Source organism: Pseudomonas sp. DWP3-1-3b3, assembly GCF_049896305.1.
GTDB classification, from domain to species: domain Bacteria; phylum Pseudomonadota; class Gammaproteobacteria; order Pseudomonadales; family Pseudomonadaceae; genus Aquipseudomonas; species Aquipseudomonas azotoformans_A.
Window position 1 is genome coordinate 67,015 of the sequence record NZ_JAFCUA010000009.1, and the last position, 18,617, is coordinate 85,631.

Genomic DNA, 18,617 nt, shown 5'->3' on the forward strand with positions numbered 1-18,617 from the left:
CTCCACTCCTCCCAGGCAGCGCGACGCAGGCGATTCAGCGTGTGGGATAGTTCAACGCAGTGGGTGGCTCATCCTGCAGATCCGCCGCGCGACGAGCGCGTCGATACCCCTGCACCAAGGCCGGCAACCAATCCTTGGCCCATCGTGCGCCGTAGAACCACAGCGTCGCACCCTCCCCAAGGGGCTCACCAAACCCTGGGTAGCCACTCCAGCACGCCCCGTGGAATGCGCTGCTGCGGCTGTCGGAAACCAGCGCGTCCAGGCGGAATGCGCGCACCAGTTCATCGATTTCGTTGCGCGAATGCAGGGTGTGGTTGGCCCGGTGCGCAGGCACCGGTACCAGCTCGGTTCCAGACCGGCGCAAGACATCCAAGGCTCTCAGGAAAGAGGGGTTGTGCTCGATCTGCTCATGTTGGCTACCCTCCACAAACCGCTCGGCAAACCCCACGCGTCTGCCGCCGAGCGCGTGATCCGCCGTGAAGGTCGTGTTGTTTTCCACCAGGGGGACTTCCACCATCACCGGCCCAGAAGGATCAACTCCACTCAAGGCAATCAGTGACAGCGACGGATCCCGCGAGGGTTTCAGGGGAAGACTTGGCGCGTCATATCCAGGAATCGGGACGCTTCGCCCAGGGTTGTCACGGGCCTGGGGCTCGACACCAAAAGCGATACCTCGCGGATTCACTTGCTCGCTGAACGTAGTCGCCAGTCCAGACGCTTCAGCGAGCACTGAAGCAGGTTGGCCCGTCGGGCAAGCCAGACCCGCCTGCCAATATTTCTGACACTTACTCTCCATAAAAACCGTCCCCGAGAAATGACTTTCCGGGGATCATCGCACCGTTGACTGGCGTCTGTCGCAGCTCTGAAACAGCTTGAAAACTCCTTTTTCCGACGCCTCTTCCTTCAGCTGACGAGGCGCTCCTCTGCACCTTGATTTTCCACCTCCAGCCACCACGCATACCCGCGCTCAGGCTGGTTCAAACTGAACGCCTGGCCCATCTGCGGTGTGGTGATAAACACGTTGCGCTCCCAGGCCAGGGCCATGATGCGGTCGAACGGTTCGTGCCAGGCATGGAACGCCAGGTCGAAAGTGCCGTTGTGAATCGGCAGCAACCAGCGGCCTTTGAGATCGATATGCGCTTGCAGGGTTTGCTCAGGTTGCATGTGCACGTGGGGCCAATCGACGTTGTAAGCACCTGTTTCCATCAGCGTCAGGTCAAACGGGCCGTACTGTTCGCCGATGCGTTTGAAACCGTCGAAGTAACCGGTATCGCCGCTGAAAAAAATCCGCCGCGCCCCATCGATCATCACCCAGGAACACCACAAGGTCTGGTTGGCATCAAACAGGCCGCGCCCGGAAAAATGCTGCGCTGGCGTGGCAACAAACCGAATGCCGTCCACCTCAGTGCCCTGCCACCAATCCAGCTGGCGCACTTTGCTGGCGTCCACGCCCCATTTCACCAGAATGTCCCCGACGCCCAGCGGCGCGAGAAAATAGCGGGTTTTATCGGCCAATTGGACGACAGCCTTGCGGTCAAGATGGTCGTAGTGGTTGTGGGAAAGAATCACTGCCTCTAGCGGCGGCAGCTCTTCAAGGCTGATCGGCGGCTGGTGGAAACGCTTGGGGCCGGCCCAACTGAACGGCGACGCACGCTCGGCGAACACCGGATCGGTCACCCAGAATTTGCCGCGCATTTTCAGTAAGACAGTGGAATGCCCAAGGCGGAACACGCTGTGATCAGGCGCCGCCAGCAACTGCTCGCGGGTCAGCGGTTGTACCGGAATCTGCCCCACCGGCCGCGTGCTGCGCGGTTTGTTGAACAGCATGTTCCAGAAAATACGCAAAGTCTTGCCGAAGCCGCCCTGCTGTACGGGCGCCTCGTTGCTGAAGTGCCCCAGGTCTTGCTTGGGCGCTGCCGGCGAAGAATCGACACGGGACGAAATCGTGGCCATTTACAGGTGACTCCTACAGACCGCTCTTAAATTACACTGCACAGTGTAGTTTCAAGATTGCAACAAAATACACAGCAAGTAAACTACCGAGTGTAACTTTCCTTGACGAACCGAGCGCCCTCCATGACTGCCCCTCAACGCCTCACCGACCGTAAACGCGAAGCCATCGTGGCCGCGGCCATCGCTGAATTTCGCGAGAACGGTTTCGAGGTCACCAGCATGGACAAAATCGCCGCCACCGCCGGCGTTTCCAAGCGCACGGTGTACAACCACTTCCCCAGCAAGGAAGAGTTGTTCGCTGAAATTCTTCATCAACTCTGGGCCAGCAGCGTGGCCCAGCTTGACGTCAGCTACGCCAGCGACCGCCCGCTGCGCGAACAATTGCGCGGCTTGCTGGAAGCCAAGATGAAGATGATGGCGGATGCCAATTTCCTCGACCTGGCCCGGGTCGCCATCGCCGCCACCATCCATTCGCCGGAACGTGCGCAAGACATGGTCACCCGCCTGAGCAAGCGCGAAGAAGGTTTTACCCAATGGGTACGTGCAGCCCAGGAAGGCGGTCGACTCAATTGCAGCGACCCGGCCTTTGCCGCCCACCAGATTCAGAGCCTGCTCAAGGCGTTTGCCTTCTGGCCGCAGATTACCCTGGGGCAGCCGGTCCTGGACGCCGCCAGTCAGGCCAGTGTTATCGAGTCGGCCATCGACCTGTTCCTGGCCGGCTACGAAGTCACGCCATCCCGCCAGCTGTAAAAACCTGTTGCGTGAACGACATTCCTGGTCGTTTTTGACATATTCGCACGCCGTCCTACACAAATGGCTTGGAAGGACACTGATTATTCCCACGCGAATAACTGACAATATTCACAACTATTATCCGATCAACGGTTCGACCCGCTGACGCATCTTGCCGCACCTGCAGAAAAAGAACGGCTCCAGGAAATTATGGAAAACAGACGAGGCAAAGGGCTTTCATTTGCCAGACGTATCTACAAGCCAAGGATTATCGGCTTGGGCATCGGCTGCATCAGTGTCACAGGCGCACTTTATCCGCTCGCAATGCCGGGCTGGGTCTGGGTATTCCTGCTGTTCAACGGTTTCGCCTGGGCGCATGTGGCCTACCAACTCTCAGTGCGCTCGCAATTCCCCTATCAGACCGAGCAACGCAACCTGTTGTACGACTCATTGTTCGGCGGGTTCTGGGCCGCCGCCACGCAGTTCACACCACTGACAACCGTCACCATCCTTTCCATGATGACCATGAACAACGTGGCAGCGGGTGGCAAGCGGCTGTTCCTGCGCGGGCTGCTGGCGCAAGTGGTCGGTATCGGGGTGGCGTGCGCGCTTTTCGGCATCCGGTTCAACCCCAACGTCAGCCTCACCCAGGTCTACACCTGCCTGCCGATGCTGACGCTCTACCCCATGGCCATCGGCACGGTCTGCTACCAGTTGGCGATCAAATTATCGGAACACAAACGCGCACTCAGTGCCCTCAGCCGAACCGACAGCCTCACCGGCCTGCTGAACCACGGCTCCTGGAAAGACTTGCTGCACCTTAAATTTCATAAGTGCCAACAGCAGCAAAGCCACGCCACCATCGCCTTGATCGATATCGATCACTTCAAGCAGATCAACGACACCCACGGCCACATCGTCGGCGACGCCGTCCTGCGCCAACTGAGCCTGGAACTGCGACGCAACCTGCGTGAAAACGACCTGGCCGGGCGTTACGGAGGCGATGAGTTCTGCGTGATTCTTCCGCAAGTTCCGCTGGAAGAGGCGGCACAGGTGATGGAACGCATGCGCGAGACCTTCAGCAATTACCGCAACCCGCAGATCCCTGAGCTGCGCGTGAGCCTGAGCATCGGCCTGGCTGATTTCCAACCCTTCTTTACCGACGCCGCCATGTGGCTGAATGCGGCGGACCGGGCGCTGTATGCCGCCAAGGACACCGGACGCAACCGGGTCAACATCAGCGAAGCGGTGATCGCTCATTCCGCCTGAGGTTGTCCTACGACTCCTCGTCTGAATCTTCCTGCCTGTGCGCGAGGAGAAAGCATAATGCCACCACTTGTCGGCTACCCAAAAAAGGTCCTGCCCCTGAGGCGAACTTCTTGCCAGGCTGATCACTCTGAACCCGTTGTTCCACCCCCGCTGTCGGCACAAGGAAGCTGACAATGAGCAAGTCAACCGTATAGCGAATGCCTTACGGGGGCAGGCGCATACCCAAGGAAATCCAGTAGCTTGCTTGCCCGAGCACCCGAACATGCTATTCAACGCCCATAAAAAAACCATCAATGCCCTGCAACACACCGTCGCCCAACAGGCCAGCCTGCTGGATGCCATCGAGCGTTCCATGGCGGTGATCGAATTCGACCTGTCCGGCACTGTGCTGCGGGCCAATGACAACTTCCTCCAGACCATGGGCTACCGCGCCGAGCAGATCGAGGGCCAGCCCCACCGTATGTTCTGCACCCCCGCATTCGCCCGCAGCGCCGAGTACAACCAGTTGTGGTCGAACCTGCGTAATGGCCAGTTCCAGTCAGGCACCTTTGAACGGGTGGCGGGCGATGGCCAATCGGTTTGGCTGGAGGCCAGCTACAACCCGGTGCGTGACGAAGCAGGCCAAGTCACCAAAGTGGTGAAGTACGCCATGGACGTTACGCCGCGCCTGCAGGCTGAAAGCGAAGCCAATGCCAAACTGGCCGCCATCGGCCGCGCCATGGCGGTGATCGAGTTCAACCTCGACGGCACCATCATCACAGCCAACGCCAACTTCCTGCAGCGCATGGGTTACACCCTGGCGCAGATCCAGGGCCAGCATCACCGCATGTTCTGCAGCGCGGCCGTGGCCAGCAGCTCGACCTACAGCGACTTCTGGAAGCGCCTGAATCAAGGCGAAATGTTCAGCGGCCAGTTCGAACGGGTGGATAAGAACGGCCAGGCCGTGTGGCTCGAAGCCAACTACAACCCGGTGTACGACGCCGGCGGACGCCTGTGCAAAGTGGTCAAGTTCGCCTCGGACGTGACTGCTATGGTGCAGCAACACACCGCCGACGCCGCCAGCGCGGCCCAGGCGTATCACATCTCCCTGAACACCCGGGACATCGCCGAAAAAGGCGCCGAAGTGATCCAGCAAACCGCCAGTGGCATGCGCGATATTGCGGCGGACATCGACGGCTCCTCGCAGCTGATCGCCAAGCTGGGCGAGCGTTCGCAGCAGATCACCGCCATCGTCAACACCATTCGCGGCATCGCCGACCAGACCAACCTGCTGGCGCTCAACGCCGCCATCGAGGCGGCGCGGGCCGGCGAGCAAGGTCGTGGGTTTGCCGTGGTAGCCGATGAAGTGCGGCAACTGGCAGCGCGCACCAGCGGCTCCACGGCGGAAATCTCCAGCATGATCGCGATGATCCAGGACGAAACCCGCCAGGCCATCCACAGCATGGACGGCACCCGCGACCGCGCCGCCCTGGGTGTGGAGCTGGCTAACCAAGCCGGTACCGTCATCGTGCAGATCCGCGAAGGCACCAGCGAGGCCGTGCAAGCGGTGAGTGCATTCGCCAATGAGCGCGGTGGCAACTGACCCGATCTTCATACGGAGCGCTGGGGGCTCGGTCTATAGTGCTTGCTTGTCTTCAAGCAAATGATCCGAGCCTGCCATGACCCCAGAAAAGACCGAAACCGCTCCCGTCGACCACCTGCGTTTCCACCGCCCTCATGCCCACCTGGCACCGACCTTCGGCAACGACACCTTTGCGCTCAAGGCCGAAGCGTTCGCCCGATTCTTCGGCACGCCCACCTTCCTCGGCGCGCAAACCGCCATCGTGGTGTTGTGGGTGGTGCTGAACATGACCGGCGTCACGCACTTCGACGTGTACCCGTTTATCCTGCTCAACCTGGCGTTCAGCCTGCAATCGGCCTATGCCGCGCCGCTGATCCTGCTGGCCCAGACCCGCCAGGCGGCTCGCGACAAAGCGCAGTCAGATGCCGACGCGCAACACCGTGAAGCCCTGGCGATTGCCAACACCGAGCGCCAGGCCCAGGCCGCGCAAACCACCAAACAGTTGCTGGAACTGCTCGAACAAAACACCCGGCTGACGGAAATGACCAAACAGCTGACAGAACACATCGAAAGCCTGACTAGCGAAATGCACGAGCACTTTGTGCGAAAAACCTAAGGTAACCGCAGGTGTCGCCCCAGCTCGTCAAACAGCGTCACCACCGAGCGCAATGCTCGACAATCGGGGCGTGTGAGCAACCATAACGCCGTGTCGTGCCCCGCCAATGCGGGGCCCAGCGGTTGCAGGCCGTTGCCCAATAGAAAGTCCGGCAATGCCGCCACTCCCAACCCCGCGCGTACCAGTTCGGTGACCGACAACATGCTGTTGCAGCGATAGCTGGGACGCACGCCCGGCAGTTGCTCGCGGCGCCAGACGACGGTGGGGTGATCGGGCAGAAAGTCATCCGGGGCAATCCAGGGCAGGTCTGCCAGCTCGCGGCCTTCATGCAGTTGGGCGAAACCCGGACTGGCGCACACCTGATACGCCACATTGCCCAGGCGCCGACCCACCAGATGCTCCGGCGGCGTGCGCGTCAGGCGCAGCGCGATATCCGCGTCGCGGCGGCTGAGGTTGGCGAAATCATTCGACGTACTCAGTTCCAGGGTCAACGCCGGATACTGCGGCATGAACTGCGCCAGGGCCGGTAACAGCAACCCTTGCAGCACCGAGTCAGTACAGGTCAGGCGCACCGTGCCGCTGATCACTTCACCGCCCTGCTCCACACCAATGCGTGCGGCCTCCAGCGCCTGCTCGGCGCGTTCCGCCTGCTGCGCCAGATGGCTTGCCAGGCTGGTGGGCAGGTAGCCGGCGCGGCTTTTTTCGAACAACGTCTGGCCCAGCGCCGCCTCCAGGCGCCGCACCGCGCGGAACACCGTGGACACGTCCACCCGCAACAACGCGGCCGCCCGTGCGAGTGTGCCGCCGCGCACCAGGGCGAGGATCAGCGAGAGGTCCGGGTAGTCGATTGAATAGTGCGTGACTGCATTGAGCATTTGCTAAAACGCCAATATTGATTGCGTGAGCGCCAATCTATAGTGCGCCCCAGGACACCACAAGCCATGGGATGAACACAATGAAAACCACGCCTCTGCACCTCGCTCTGATCGGCGATTACAACCCCGATGTCATCGCCCACCAGGCCATCCCTGTGGCGCTGCAACAGGCGGCCGAGACCCTCGGCCTGAACGTTCATGTGCAGTGGCTCGATACCGATAACCTGCCCCAATCACTGCATGACTTCGACGGTTTCTGGTGCGTCCCCGCCAGCCCTTACCGCGACACTGAAGGCGCAATGCGGGCGATCCGGTTTGCCCGCGAGCAACGCCGACCGTTCCTCGGCACCTGCGGCGGTTTTCAGCATGCCGTGCTGGAATACGCCCGCAATGTCCTGGGCTGGAAGGATGCCGAACATGGCGAACTCGCGCCACACGCCAAGCGTGCCGTGATCGCACCGCTGAGCTGCGCCCTGGTGGAAGCCACCGACACCGTGCGCCTGGCGCCCTACACCCGGATCGCCGAAGCCTATGGCACCCTGGATGTGCAAGAAGGCTATCGCTGCCGTTATGGCGTGAACCCCGAGTTCCTCGGTGCCTTGCTCGAAGGCGACCTGATCCCCAGCGGCCATGATTCGGCCGGCGACCTGCGCGCGGTGGAACTGCTCGACCACCCGTTCTTCGTCGCCACCCTGTTCCAGCCCGAACGTACCGCGCTGGCAGGCATTACCCCGCCCTTGGCGATGGCCCTGCTCAAGGCTTGCCAGGCGGTGTCTGCATGATCGCCCGCACACCTTCGCCGCCCTACTATGCGGTGATCTTCAGCTCACTGCGCACCGAAGGCGATCAAGGCTACGGCCAGGCGGCCAGCCGCATGCTGGAACTGGCGCGTGAACAACCGGGGTTTCTCGGCGTGGAGTCCGCACGGGAAGACGGCCTGGGCATTACTGTGTCGTACTGGGAGAGTGAGGCGGCCATCCTTGCCTGGAAGCAGCAGGCCGAACACCGGACAGTGCGCGAACAGGGGCGCGCCACCTGGTACTCGGCCTTCCAGACCCGGGTATGTAAAGTCGAACGGGCCTACGCCTTCGAAAGCAAATAAACCCAGTGATGATCGGACTTGTTGTGGCTTCCTGTGGTGAGCGGGCTTGCCCCGCGTTGGGCTGCGCAGCGGCCCCAAACCTGACACTCCGTTCTAACTGAACGAACGCGGCGCCCTTACTTGGGCTGCTACGCAGCCCAACGCGGGGCAAGCCCGCTCGCCACAGGATTAGCTCACCAGACTGCGCAACGCACTGATCTGCGGTATCTCCACCCGGCGCATATACACCCGCAACGGCTCGGTGATGTTGATGCGGTCGTCGATGTTCTGGTCCAGCAGCAACTGGATGCGCTCGCGGGACAGGGTCATGGTCTGCTCCGGGGCCGGCAGCCAGACGAATTCGGCGGTGGGGATGATGCCGTCATCGGCCACGTCCATGCCGAACGCGTCTTCGCTGAAACGCACGATGTACTGGCCGGTCTTGCGGTTGAGGCCAACAAACCCGTGGAGTTGGTCGGCAGCCTGGCAGATAAGTTCGGAAGTGATGCGCATGGTAAACCTCACTGAAAAGTCCCACAGGGACTGGAAAGATGGTTTACACGCGTGGCGGAAAGTACCGCCCTCTAACGGGGCAGCTTCGGGCAAGAATACTGCAATGCCTGGCAAAAAATCCGAGAAAATTGAAGCCTGCGCACGTTAATGTCGGTTTGGTGATAGCGCCTTTCGCAATCAATTGTTAAAAAGGAGGCCTTCTCAAAGCTACCTCCACGAAAGGACTTCGCATATGCCTGTCACGTTTACCAAGAGCGCCCTGCTGCTCGCTCTGCTGCTCGGCCTTGGCCAAGCGCAGGCTGCCGATCCGATCAGCCCGGCTGAATTGGCAACCAATGAAGGCATTCCGTACCCGGCCGTGATCGCCCACCGTGGCGCCTCCTTCGATGCACCGGAATCCACCGCCGCCGCCTACAAGATCGCCCGCGACCTGGGTGCCGACTACCTGGAAATGGACCTGCAGCGCAGCAAGGACGGCGTGCTGTTCGCCCTGCACGACAACAACCTGCAGCGCACCACCGACGTGGCCACCAAGTTCCCGGATCGCAAGGACGCTCCAGCCAACGAGTTCACCTGGAAAGAACTGCAAACCCTCGACGCCGGCAGCTGGTTCAACGCCGCGTACCCGGACCGTGCGCGCCCAGGCTTCGTCGGCCTGAAGATCCAGAGCCTGGACGACATCATCAAGATCGCCGAAGGCAACCCGCAGCACAAACCCGGCCTGTACATCGAAACCAAGGAGCCCAAGCAATTCCCGGGCATTGAAGCCGACCTGAAGAACAAGCTGCTCGACAAAGGTTGGCTGAGTTCTGCCGGTTCCAAGCTGGGCAAGAGCAACACTGGCGTCGGCCAGGGCAAAGGGCGCGTGGTGCTGCAAACCTTCGAAGTGGCCAGCCTGAAAGAGCTGCAGAAAGAAATGCCGAACACCCCGAAAATCCTGCTGCTGTGGGTGGGTGAAGGCAGCATCGAGCCGAAGAACAAGCAGACGTTCGCGGAGTCCGGTGAAACCACCAAGGCCGCCTACTACGCCAAGCAAGAGCCGAAAGACGCGGCCGAGTTCGAAAAGTGGGTCGACGAAGCCAAGAGCCTCGGCGCCATCGGCACCGGCCCCTCGGCTGAGCTGACCCACCACGGCGACCAGAGCTATTCGGACCTGGTCAAACCGGAGATGAACAAGCTGACCCATGACAAGGGCTTGCTGGTGCACGTCTACACCGTCGACGAGCCGGTGGACTTCGACAAAGTGATGAAGGCCGGCGTCGATGGCATCTTCACCAACCGCGCCGCCGAACTGCTGAAGTTCTACAAGCGCTGGCCGTCGTCCAGCGTGCAAGACCTGCTGAACGACTATAAGTACTGAGTGAAGGCCGAATGGTCAGGCCGCCTGTGGTTGGGTCGTGACTACGGCCTGATCCTGGGCGAGCTGGGGCGCACCGCGCCCCATGCGCACTACGCCGACCAACTGATGTGCTCCAAAGGCGCACCGATCACGGTCAGCCTCGATGGCCAGGTCACCACGGCCCATCGCCTGTTCATCCCGTCGCGACAGACCCACGCCATTCTTGAAACTCAAGGTGAGGTCTCGGTGCTGTATGCCGAACCGGCCGTGTTTGATATCGCCCCTTTGCTGCACCAGGACCTGTCCCTGGAGGCATTGCGCCAACTCCCCCGACGCAGCCTGGATGATCCGCGCCTGGAGCGCGCCCTCGCCGCACTGGATCAACAACTCAACGGCAAAGTGTCAGCCCAGGCCCTGGCCCAGGCCGCGCACCTGTCATTGAGCCAACTGGAGCGGCTGTTCGCCCACCAACTCGGTTTACCCGTGCGTCGTCTGGTGCTGTGGCGACGATTGCGCATCGCCCTGCAGTTGGCGCTTGCCGGAGGCACGCTGACCGAAGCCGCTCACGGTGCGGGTTTTGCCGATTCGGCGCATTTCTCGCGGACCATGAAGCAGCTGTTTGGCGTCACGGCGGCAGCCTCATTGCGCCAGCTGGATGTTCAACTGTTAACGTAAATCGTCCGGCAGTGACGGTTCCTTGCTCAAGCGAACCGGCCTGAAGGGATCACGCAACTGTGCCCCATAGTCCACCGGGAAATCCGGTCGACTGCCAATCCCCAGATCCCCCGGCCCCATGCGATAGCGTTCGCGGTAATACGCCGTGCCCAGCAGCCAATCCCATAGGTTGAAGAACAGACCGAAATTCACATCCCCGGCGCGGCCATATTTCATGTGGTGAAACCGATGCACCGGCGCCCAGGCAAACACCCAGCGCAACGGCCCCAGGCGCATGTCCACATTGGAATGCTGCAACAGCAGTTGCAGGGCAATGGCCAACGCCAGCAACTGCGCCACGTCCAGGGGAATCCCCAGCAGGATCAACGGCAGCAACCCGGCCGTGGCTTCCAGCATCTGGTGCAGCGGATGCTTCATCAGCCCGTTGAAACCATACAGCCGCTGCACGCTGTGATGCACCGCATGCAGTCGCCACAGCGGCCGGATGCGATGGCTGGCGTAATGCATCAAGGTGATACCGGCATCGGCCAGCACGATGGCCATCAGCAGTTGCTCCCACAGCGGCCAGCCACGCGGCCAAATGCCTTCGAACGCCAACAGCGCCGTGAGCCCCGGCAGGATCAACAAACCCAGCGCGTTCAGGCTTTCATTGACCAGGGCGTGCAACGTATCGCGCCGACGATCGCCCAGGCTGCGATTCCACTGCGGTTCATAGGGCAACCATTGTTCTGTCAGAAATGACACCGCGACCGCAATCACAAACAGCAGAATCAAGCTGTCCGGCTGGCAAAGCGCGTAACCGAGAAACCCCAGCAGGAATGCAGGGGCGTAGAGCCAACTCACAAATCGTTTCATGCCGAGTCTCCTTTGAAGTGAGCCTCCAGCATGAAATTCCCTGCGCGTGGCGGATTGAACAAACTGCGCAACCGCTTGAAATAATTAAGGGTGAATTAAGTTGCGCTGGATAACCTGATCCCACTTAAACAGCTCACCAGAAGGACACACACCATGAAAACACTGACCGCTTTGTTCGCCGCTACCGCCCTGACCCTGACCGCTGGCCTGGCCCAGGCCGATGTTCGCCCCGACCAGATTCCAAGCCTGTTGCAGTCCGGTGCGGTGAAGCCTTTCGAGCAGCTCAACAAAGATGCCCTGGCCAAACACCCCGGCGCCGTGATCAACGACACCGAGCTGGACAACGAAGCCGGCCGCCTGGTCTACGAAGTCGACCTGACCGACACCACCGGCAAAAAGTGGGACGTGAAGCTCGATGCCAAAACCAGCGAAGTGCTGGAAAACAAACTCGATACTTGATTAAAACGCAGAACCCCATGTGGGAGCGGGCTTGCTCGCGAATGCGGTGGATCAGTCAATGAATATGTCGACTGACACTCCGCGTTCGCGAGCAAGCCCGCTCCCACATTTGGGTGGCGTTTTTTTGTGCCCGATCAGGCGCCCAGACGCGCCGTCACTTCATTCAACTCGCTCGATAACCCACGCAGGTTGTGGCTCGCTGCTTCGGTGCGCTGCACGTTATCCAGGTTGGCCGTTGCCACCGTGGTGATCTGCGTGATGTTGCGCGAGATGTCCTCGGCCACCGAGGTCTGCTCTTCGGCCGCCGTGGCGATCTGACGATTCATGTCGCGGATCGCCTCCACCGCCTGAGTGATGTGCGCGAGCATGGCGCCGGCCTGTGTGACCTTCTCCACGCTCTCATCGCTGCACGACTGGCCACTCACGATGGCTTCAGCCGCATCCACCGCGCCGGTCTGCACCGCTTCGATAATCCCGTTGATCTCGATGATCGACGCCGCCGTGCGTTGCGCCAGGCTGCGCACTTCATCGGCCACCACCGCAAAACCCCGGCCGGCTTCACCCGCACGTGCCGCTTCAATGGCGGCGTTGAGTGCCAGCAGGTTGGTCTGTTCGGCAATGCCGCGAATCACTTCCAGCACCTTGCCGATGCGCACGCTGTCGGTTTCCAGGCGGCGGATGATGGTGCCGGTGTTAAGGATCTCGTTGCGCATCTGGCCGATGGTGGCAATGGTGACTTTCATCACTTCACCGCCTTCGCGGGCCGAGTGATCGGCCTCGTCCGCCGCGCGGGAGGCACTGGCGGCGTGGCGCGCGACTTCCTGCGCGGTGGCCGACATTTCCGTCATGGCCGTGGCCACTTGGTCGGTACGGTTGAATTGATCGTTGGTGCCCGTCGCCATCTGCCCGGCGATGGCATTCAACTCGCCGCTGGCGCTGACCAGGTCGGTCGCGCTGCGCTGCAAACGGCTGAAGGTTTCGGCCAGGAAGTCGCGCAAGGTATTCGCGGCAGCGGCCAGGTGGCCCAGCTCATCCTGACGACGGCTGGCAACACGCTCGGCAAAGCGACCATGACTCAGTTGCGTCACGTAGTCGATCAAGCCACGGATCGGCAGGATCAGGTTGCGGTTGATCAGCCACAGGCTGAACAGTCCGATCAACACACCGGACAACAACATGATCGCCAGCCCCACCAGCACCGTGCGCTCGGCATAGGCGCTGATGGCCTTGGATTGCTGGCTGCCTTGTTCGCGCAGGTCGCTGACCAATGCACTCATCTGCTCACTGGCGGCGCGGTCCACACCTTTTACCGCAGTGTCGCCGGCCGTTGCATCGCCACCGGCGGCCACATAGGCATCGCGGCCCTTCTGGTAAGCCACGCCGAGTTGCTGGTGTTCCTGGCGCAGGGTTTCGATGCGGCGGCTCAGGCTCGGGTCGCTGCTGGTCTGGGTGACCAACCGGGTGAGGATACCTTGCACATCGCGTTGGCGGTCCTGGAACTGGCCCCAGTATTTCTCCATGTCCTGGGGCTGCTTGCCGCGCAGCAGGACGTTTTTCCATTCCTGCACCTGCACCTTGAATTGCAGGTTGGCCTCGTCAATCAATTGTGAAGTCAGCAGCGGCCCATCGATCAAGCTGCGATAGCTCTGCACCCCGTTGGACAAAAAGTTGAAACAGGCCAGGGCGATCAACAGCATCGCCAACAGGCTGCCACCGAGCAGCGACAGGATTTGTGCTCTCAAGGAGGTTCGCAAAACATTCATCGGGGAAAAGCCTCGATACAAGGAATTGGTGCATGCACGCCTAACGTCCTTGTCATCAAAAGGCACCGCCCATCCACAGCGGTTCTTGATGCCCTGAATCGGCCGAATTAGAGCCTTCTTGAACGGTTCCTGACAGACGGTCAAATAAATGTCATCGCAACGAAATAAATTCAAAACCGTCACAAAACTGTCAAATTCCCTTGCAATGATTCGCGCATGCGAACCTGTGAAATCTCCTACAGGCGCTTTTTCTGCGAGCCCTCATGAACCACAGCATCGATCACAGCCACCAGGATTCCGACCTGTTTGGCTTGCTCTACGGTTTTCGTTTTCGCCCAGGGGAAAAGGGTGAGCAGATAGATTCGGCGGCGGCGCTCCAAGCGTTACGCCAACCGGGCGACCCGGAAGAGTTCTTGTGGCTGCACCTGAACCTCGCCCATGCCGCGTGCGAGCGTTGGATGCAGGCCCACCTGGACCTGCCGGAAGAGTTCTTCGAAGCCCTGCATGAAGGCTCGCGCTCCACGCGCATCGAACACGTCGACTCGGCCTTGCTGGCGGTGGTCAACGATGTGGTGTTCAACTTCAGCAGCATGGTCTCGTCGGACATTTCCACGCTGTGGGTCTGCGCCCGCAGCCGCCTGTTGATCAGCGCGCGCCTGCAACCCTTGCACTCGGTAGACAAGTTGCGCTCGTCGGTGAAGGCTGGCGAAAGCTTTCGTTCACCGCTGGCCTTGCTGGTGCATTTGCTGCGCGACCAGGGTGAAGTACTGACCCAGATCGTGCGCAAGACCAGCATCAGCGTTGACCATATCGAAGACCAGTTGCTGTCCTCACGTTTGTCCACCAACCGTGCTGAACTGGGCGCCGCACGCCGAGTGCTGGTGCGCCTGCAACGCCTGCTGGCGTTGGAGCCGGGCTCGCTGTTGCGCCTGCTCAACCGCCCGCCGCAATGGCTGCAAAAGGAAGACGTGAAGGAGTTGCGCAAATCCACCGAGGAGTTTGCGTTGATCATCAACGACCTGATGGCCCTGGGCGAACGCATCAAGTTGTTGCAGGAAGAGATCGCCGCCAACCTCAACGAGCAAAGCAACCGCACACTGTTCACCCTCACGGTGGTGACGGTGCTGGCGCTGCCGATCAACATCATCGCCGGTTTTTTCGGCATGAACGTAGGCGGCGTACCGCTTTCCCAGGACCCGGAAGGCTTCTGGATATTGGTGGCGTTGGTCGCGACCTTTACCCTGATCGCCGGGCGCTGGGCGTTCAGGAAGCGCAAGGATTACTGACCAGCGGCCGGTTCAATCACCTAAACACTGATATATGGCAGCATCTCTGTAACATCTTGCAATGATCATGAACGACATCCTCCCAACATGGATGCTCCGGCATGGCCACCCCTTCCCTGACTGCCTCCCCCCACGCCTCTCCCGCAGACCCCAAACCCAGGCTGGACAAGAAACCCGGCCTGGTGACGGTGATCATCTTCTTCGCCGTGCTCGCCATGGGCCTGTTGTTCACCGCCTACAGCCTGATGCACGACATGCACGAAATGGGCGCCCAACTCACCACCTGGACCCCCTTCTTGCTGCTCGGCGTGGCGCTGTTGATCGCCCTGGGGTTCGAGTTCGTCAACGGCTTCCACGACACAGCCAACGCTGTGGCGACGGTGATCTACACCAACTCGCTGCCGCCACATTTTGCGGTGGTGTGGTCGGGTTTTTTCAACTTCCTTGGCGTGCTGCTTTCCAGCGGTGCGGTGGCGTTCGGCATCATTGCGTTGCTGCCGGTGGAGTTGATTTTGCAGGTGGGTTCTTCCGCCGGTTTCGCGATGATCTTCGCCCTGTTGATCGCCGCGATCCTGTGGAACCTCGGCACCTGGTGGCTGGGTTTGCCGGCGTCGTCGTCCCACACGTTGATCGGCTCGATCATCGGCGTCGGCGTGGCGAATGCCTTGATGCACGGACGTGACGGCACCAGCGGCGTGGACTGGAGCCAGGCGATCAAGATCGGTTACGCCTTGCTGCTGTCACCGCTGATCGGCTTTGCCTTTGCGGCGATGCTGTTGCTGGCCCTGCGTGCCTTCGTCAAGAACCGTGCTCTGTACAAGGCACCCAAAGGCGACACCCCGCCGCCATGGTGGATTCGCGGCCTGCTGATCGCCACGTGCACCGGCGTGTCCTTTGCCCACGGTTCCAACGACGGGCAGAAAGGTATGGGCCTGATCATGCTGATCCTGGTCGGTACTTTGCCGATGGCCTACGCGCTGAACCGCACCATGCCCGCCGAGCAGTCGTTGCAGTTCGCGGCGGTGGCCGAAGTGACCCAAGTCGCCCTGGTGAAAAGTGCGCCGCAAGCACTGGCCGGCGACCCGCGCCCGATCCTCTCGACCTACGTGCGCACCAAGGAAGCCACGCCGGAACTGGTCCCCGCCCTCGCCGCCCTGGCCGGGCAGATCGGTGATGAGGTGAAAGGCTACGGCTCCCTGGCCAAAGTGCCCGCCGAAGCCGTAGGCAACGTGCGCAACGACATGTACCTGACCAGCGAAACCATCCGTTTGATGGACAAGGGCAAGGTCGGCAATTTCGACGCGGATACCCAGGGCAAGCTGCAACTGTTCAAGCAACAGATCGACAGCTCCACACGCTTCATTCCACTGTGGGTGAAGATCGCCGTGGCCATCGCCCTCGGCCTGGGCACCATGGTGGGCTGGAAGCGCATCGTGGTCACCGTCGGCGAGAAGATCGGCAAGACGCACCTGACCTACGCCCAGGGCGCTTCGGCGGAAATGGTGGCGATGCTGACGATTGGCGCGGCGGATATGTATGGGTTGCCGGTGTCGACCACCCACGTGTTGTCGTCTGGTGTCGCGGGGACGATGGTGGCGAATGGCGGTGGGTTGCAGATGCGCACGATTCGCAACCTGGCGATGGCGTGGGTGCTCACATTACCGGCTGCGATTCTGCTGTCAGGCAGCCTCTACTGGCTGTTCACCAAACTGTTCTGACACAACACCGAGCAAAATGTGGGAGCTGGATTGCCAGCTCCCACACTTTTTAGCCGGCGAACAACCCCGACATCATCTTCAACCGCTTCTTGTACACCCGCCGCGCCTCCAACGCCTCTTCCAGCGTCACCGCCACAAACCCCGCCCGCTGGTTCGGCTGCATCTGCCCGATCAGGTCCAGGTCGGCGCTGATCACCGTGCCGATCATCGCGTAGCCACCGCCCGACACTGCATCCCGGTGCAACACTATAGGTTCCAATCCCGCCGGCACCTGGATCGAGCCAATCGGGTAGCAACTGTCGACGATATTCGACGGATCCGACCCCGCGCCAAACGGCTGCTCCCGTGGTTGGAAACTCAGGGCACTGCCACCTTTGAAGCGATAGCCGATGCGGTCGGCTTCGGAACCCACGGTCCACGGCTCGGCAAAGAAGCTGCTTTTCGCCGCCTCAGTGAGGCGCTCGTAATACAGCCCCGGCACCACACGCAGGGTCACGTCGCCGCCCACTGATCGGCGCAGTGCCATCGGCAGACTGTTGCCCGCCCGGCCCGTGCCACTGGCTGTACCGATGGGCAATTCATCGCCTTCCTGCAAGCGCCGCCCGCTAAACCCGCCAAGCGCGCCGAGGGTATAAGTCGAGCGGCTGCCGAGCACCAACGGCACGTCAATGCCACCGGCCACCGCGAGATAAGTCCTCGCGCCCGCCTTGGGAAACTCAAAGCGCAACACCTGCCCGGCGCGCACCTGGAACGCGGTGTCCTGGTGCACCACTTCACCGTCCAGGCGCGGCGACATCAAGGCGCCGCTAAGGGCTACCAGCGCGTCTTGCTGGAACTCCAGCTCGGGGCCGATCAATGTGCATTCCAGGCCCGCCGCGCCGACGGGATTGCCCACCAAATGGTTGGCCGCACTCAACGCATATTGATCCAATGCACCCGACGGCGGGATGCCCAGGTGGTAATAGCCTTCGCGGCCAAGGTCCTGCACGGAGGTGGCGAGGCCGGGTTTGAGGACCTTGATCATGCCAGCGCCTCCTGCAGGGATTTCGGATAACCGATGGGGTCGGCGAGAAAAGCATCGAGGGAAAATTCCACAGGGCGGATGCGCAGGTCGAAACGTCCTGCGTCGACTTCGGCAACGGCCAAGTCGTACGCCTCACGGTCCATAGGTTTGAACTGCACAATATCGCCGGGGCGGAAGAACACCATGTGTTCCTTGAGGTACGCCAGTTGCTGCGCCGGGTCGTAGATCGGCGCCGGGGTCACGCCGAACATCTGGTAACCGCCGGCACCGCGTACCGAGTAGATGCAGCCAAAACAGCCGCCATGGCCAAGAGTCAGTTTGGGCGTGTCGGTGCGTGGCCGCAGGTACTTGGGCACCTGCAACTGCCGTTCGCGCTCGACCATCTGGAACATGAACGGCAGGCCCGCCACGAACCCGACCATCGACACAAACCACGGCGCCCCACTGTGAGCGGCAATAAACGCCTCCACATCGGCCAGCCCGTTGATGCGCGCGGCGTACTCCAGGTCCGTACCGCTGGGGTCTTGATGGCGGTCGCGAAAACGCATCAGGGTCTCAAAGGTCCACGGGTCGTTGTACAACACCGGGATTTCGATGATGCGCGTGTGCAAGGTGCGCTCCGCCACGGCCTGGGCTTCGGCGGTCTGCACCGCGTCGAGCAGCACATGGGGCGCGATGCGGTCGGGGTCGAAGCGGATCTGGAACGACGCGTTGGCCAGGCACACATCCAGCACACCCTCCAACGCCAGGCGCTCCACAGCGCGGGTCACGGCCATGCCTTTGAAAAAGGCCTCCAGGGACATGCTGTCGCTGACCTCGGCAAACAGGTGTTCATCACCGCCGAAGCTGTAGCGGATGGGGGATGTTTCAGCCATGTCTGTTCCTCTTGGAATCATTG

At 61.2% G+C, this 18,617-nt stretch carries 18 protein-coding genes and 2 pseudogenes; 12 read left to right on the top strand and 8 right to left on the bottom strand.

Annotation, left to right across the window (positions count from 1 at the left end; translation table 11 throughout):
- Positions 1 to 34: 34 nt before the first annotated feature.
- Together ACP7BX_RS24285 and ACP7BX_RS24290 are read right to left on the bottom strand one after the other, a co-directional pair.
- Complete coding sequence (locus tag ACP7BX_RS24285; RefSeq protein ID WP_426131579.1) at positions 35 to 796, bottom strand: hypothetical protein; 762 nt, start codon at positions 794 to 796, stop codon at positions 35 to 37.
- 107 nt (positions 797 to 903) lie between these two features.
- Entirely contained in the window at positions 904 to 1,953 is a 1,050-nt protein-coding gene (locus ACP7BX_RS24290) for an MBL fold metallo-hydrolase (protein ID WP_269131800.1), read from the bottom strand.
- A 123-nt stretch (positions 1,954 to 2,076) separates the two neighbouring features.
- Here ACP7BX_RS24290 and ACP7BX_RS24295 point away from each other — a divergent pair, with 123 nt between their 5' ends.
- The 5 genes and pseudogenes from ACP7BX_RS24295 to ACP7BX_RS24315 all read left to right on the top strand — a co-directional run bounded on the left by ACP7BX_RS24295 (position 2,077) and on the right by ACP7BX_RS24315 (position 6,131).
- Entirely contained in the window at positions 2,077 to 2,703 is a 627-nt protein-coding gene (locus ACP7BX_RS24295; protein ID WP_426131577.1) for a TetR/AcrR family transcriptional regulator, read from the top strand.
- A gap of 192 nt (positions 2,704 to 2,895) precedes the next feature.
- On the top strand, positions 2,896 to 3,954 hold the full coding sequence (locus tag ACP7BX_RS24300; protein ID WP_426131575.1) for a diguanylate cyclase: 1,059 nt from the start codon (positions 2,896 to 2,898) through the stop codon (positions 3,952 to 3,954).
- 262 nt (positions 3,955 to 4,216) lie between these two features.
- Positions 4,217 to 4,984: pseudogene (locus ACP7BX_RS24305) on the top strand (PAS domain-containing protein); the annotation flags it as partial.
- 117 nt (positions 4,985 to 5,101) lie between these two features.
- A pseudogene (locus ACP7BX_RS24310) lies at positions 5,102 to 5,536 on the top strand (methyl-accepting chemotaxis protein); the annotation flags it as partial.
- 76 nt (positions 5,537 to 5,612) lie between these two features.
- A complete protein-coding gene (locus tag ACP7BX_RS24315) occupies positions 5,613 to 6,131 on the top strand; it encodes a DUF1003 domain-containing protein (protein ID WP_033896262.1) in 519 nt (172 codons plus the stop codon).
- On the opposite strand, the gene ACP7BX_RS24320 is transcribed toward ACP7BX_RS24315, so the two are convergent.
- Positions 6,128 to 7,006 carry a LysR family transcriptional regulator gene (locus tag ACP7BX_RS24320; RefSeq protein WP_033896263.1) on the bottom strand — a complete coding sequence of 293 codons (879 nt, stop codon included), beginning with the start codon at positions 7,004 to 7,006 and terminating at the stop codon, positions 6,128 to 6,130. The genes ACP7BX_RS24315 and ACP7BX_RS24320 overlap by 4 nt on opposite strands.
- Positions 7,007 to 7,086: 80 nt before the next feature.
- Between ACP7BX_RS24320 and ACP7BX_RS24325 the strand changes: the two genes are divergently transcribed.
- Complete coding sequence (locus tag ACP7BX_RS24325; protein ID WP_426131573.1) at positions 7,087 to 7,788, top strand: CTP synthase C-terminal region-related (seleno)protein; 702 nt, start codon at positions 7,087 to 7,089, stop codon at positions 7,786 to 7,788.
- Entirely contained in the window at positions 7,785 to 8,108 is a 324-nt protein-coding gene (locus tag ACP7BX_RS24330) for an antibiotic biosynthesis monooxygenase (protein ID WP_314534512.1), read from the top strand. Before ACP7BX_RS24325 ends, ACP7BX_RS24330 begins: the two co-directional genes overlap by 4 nt.
- 168 nt (positions 8,109 to 8,276) lie before the next feature.
- On the opposite strand, the gene ACP7BX_RS24335 is transcribed toward ACP7BX_RS24330, so the two are convergent.
- Positions 8,277 to 8,600 (bottom strand): DUF2025 family protein, encoded by a 324-nt coding sequence (locus tag ACP7BX_RS24335; protein WP_033896266.1) that lies wholly within the window; start codon positions 8,598 to 8,600, stop codon positions 8,277 to 8,279.
- 232 nt (positions 8,601 to 8,832) lie between these two features.
- Here ACP7BX_RS24335 and ACP7BX_RS24340 point away from each other — a divergent pair, with 232 nt between their 5' ends.
- Both ACP7BX_RS24340 and ACP7BX_RS24345 read left to right on the top strand, forming a co-directional pair.
- The gene (locus ACP7BX_RS24340; protein ID WP_426131570.1) at positions 8,833 to 9,960 is read left to right on the top strand and encodes a glycerophosphodiester phosphodiesterase family protein; all 1,128 of its coding nucleotides are present in this window, start codon (positions 8,833 to 8,835) and stop codon (positions 9,958 to 9,960) included.
- A complete protein-coding gene (locus tag ACP7BX_RS24345) occupies positions 9,961 to 10,614 on the top strand; it encodes a helix-turn-helix domain-containing protein (RefSeq protein ID WP_033896268.1) in 654 nt (217 codons plus the stop codon).
- On the opposite strand, the gene ACP7BX_RS24350 is transcribed toward ACP7BX_RS24345, so the two are convergent.
- Positions 10,606 to 11,469, bottom strand: coding sequence for a sterol desaturase family protein (locus tag ACP7BX_RS24350; protein WP_426131568.1), 864 nt, complete (start codon positions 11,467 to 11,469; stop codon positions 10,606 to 10,608). The genes ACP7BX_RS24345 and ACP7BX_RS24350 overlap by 9 nt on opposite strands.
- Positions 11,470 to 11,622: 153 nt before the next feature.
- On the opposite strand from ACP7BX_RS24350, the gene ACP7BX_RS24355 reads away from it, so the two are divergent.
- The gene (locus tag ACP7BX_RS24355) at positions 11,623 to 11,928 is read left to right on the top strand and encodes a PepSY domain-containing protein (RefSeq protein WP_033896270.1); all 306 of its coding nucleotides are present in this window, start codon (positions 11,623 to 11,625) and stop codon (positions 11,926 to 11,928) included.
- 134 nt (positions 11,929 to 12,062) lie between these two features.
- Here the strand turns inward: ACP7BX_RS24355 and ACP7BX_RS24360 are convergent, their stop codons facing one another.
- Complete coding sequence (locus ACP7BX_RS24360; protein WP_314534521.1) at positions 12,063 to 13,691, bottom strand: methyl-accepting chemotaxis protein; 1,629 nt, start codon at positions 13,689 to 13,691, stop codon at positions 12,063 to 12,065.
- A gap of 263 nt (positions 13,692 to 13,954) precedes the next feature.
- Here ACP7BX_RS24360 and ACP7BX_RS24365 point away from each other — a divergent pair, with 263 nt between their 5' ends.
- Together ACP7BX_RS24365 and ACP7BX_RS24370 are read left to right on the top strand one after the other, a co-directional pair.
- The gene (locus tag ACP7BX_RS24365; RefSeq protein ID WP_016978332.1) at positions 13,955 to 14,977 is read left to right on the top strand and encodes a transporter; all 1,023 of its coding nucleotides are present in this window, start codon (positions 13,955 to 13,957) and stop codon (positions 14,975 to 14,977) included.
- Positions 14,978 to 15,078: 101 nt separating this feature from the next.
- Positions 15,079 to 16,695, top strand: a complete 1,617-nt coding sequence (locus ACP7BX_RS24370; protein WP_269131807.1) for an inorganic phosphate transporter — start codon at positions 15,079 to 15,081, stop codon at positions 16,693 to 16,695.
- Positions 16,696 to 16,744: 49 nt separating this feature from the next.
- On the opposite strand, the gene ACP7BX_RS24375 is transcribed toward ACP7BX_RS24370, so the two are convergent.
- Both ACP7BX_RS24375 and ACP7BX_RS24380 read right to left on the bottom strand, forming a co-directional pair.
- Positions 16,745 to 17,719: a biotin-dependent carboxyltransferase family protein gene (locus tag ACP7BX_RS24375; protein WP_178954535.1), complete on the bottom strand. Its 975-nt coding sequence runs from the start codon at positions 17,717 to 17,719 to the stop codon at positions 16,745 to 16,747.
- Positions 17,716 to 18,594: a 5-oxoprolinase subunit B family protein gene (locus ACP7BX_RS24380; protein WP_038850612.1), complete on the bottom strand. Its 879-nt coding sequence runs from the start codon at positions 18,592 to 18,594 to the stop codon at positions 17,716 to 17,718. Before ACP7BX_RS24380 ends, ACP7BX_RS24375 begins: the two co-directional genes overlap by 4 nt.
- Positions 18,595 to 18,617 lie beyond the last annotated feature (23 nt).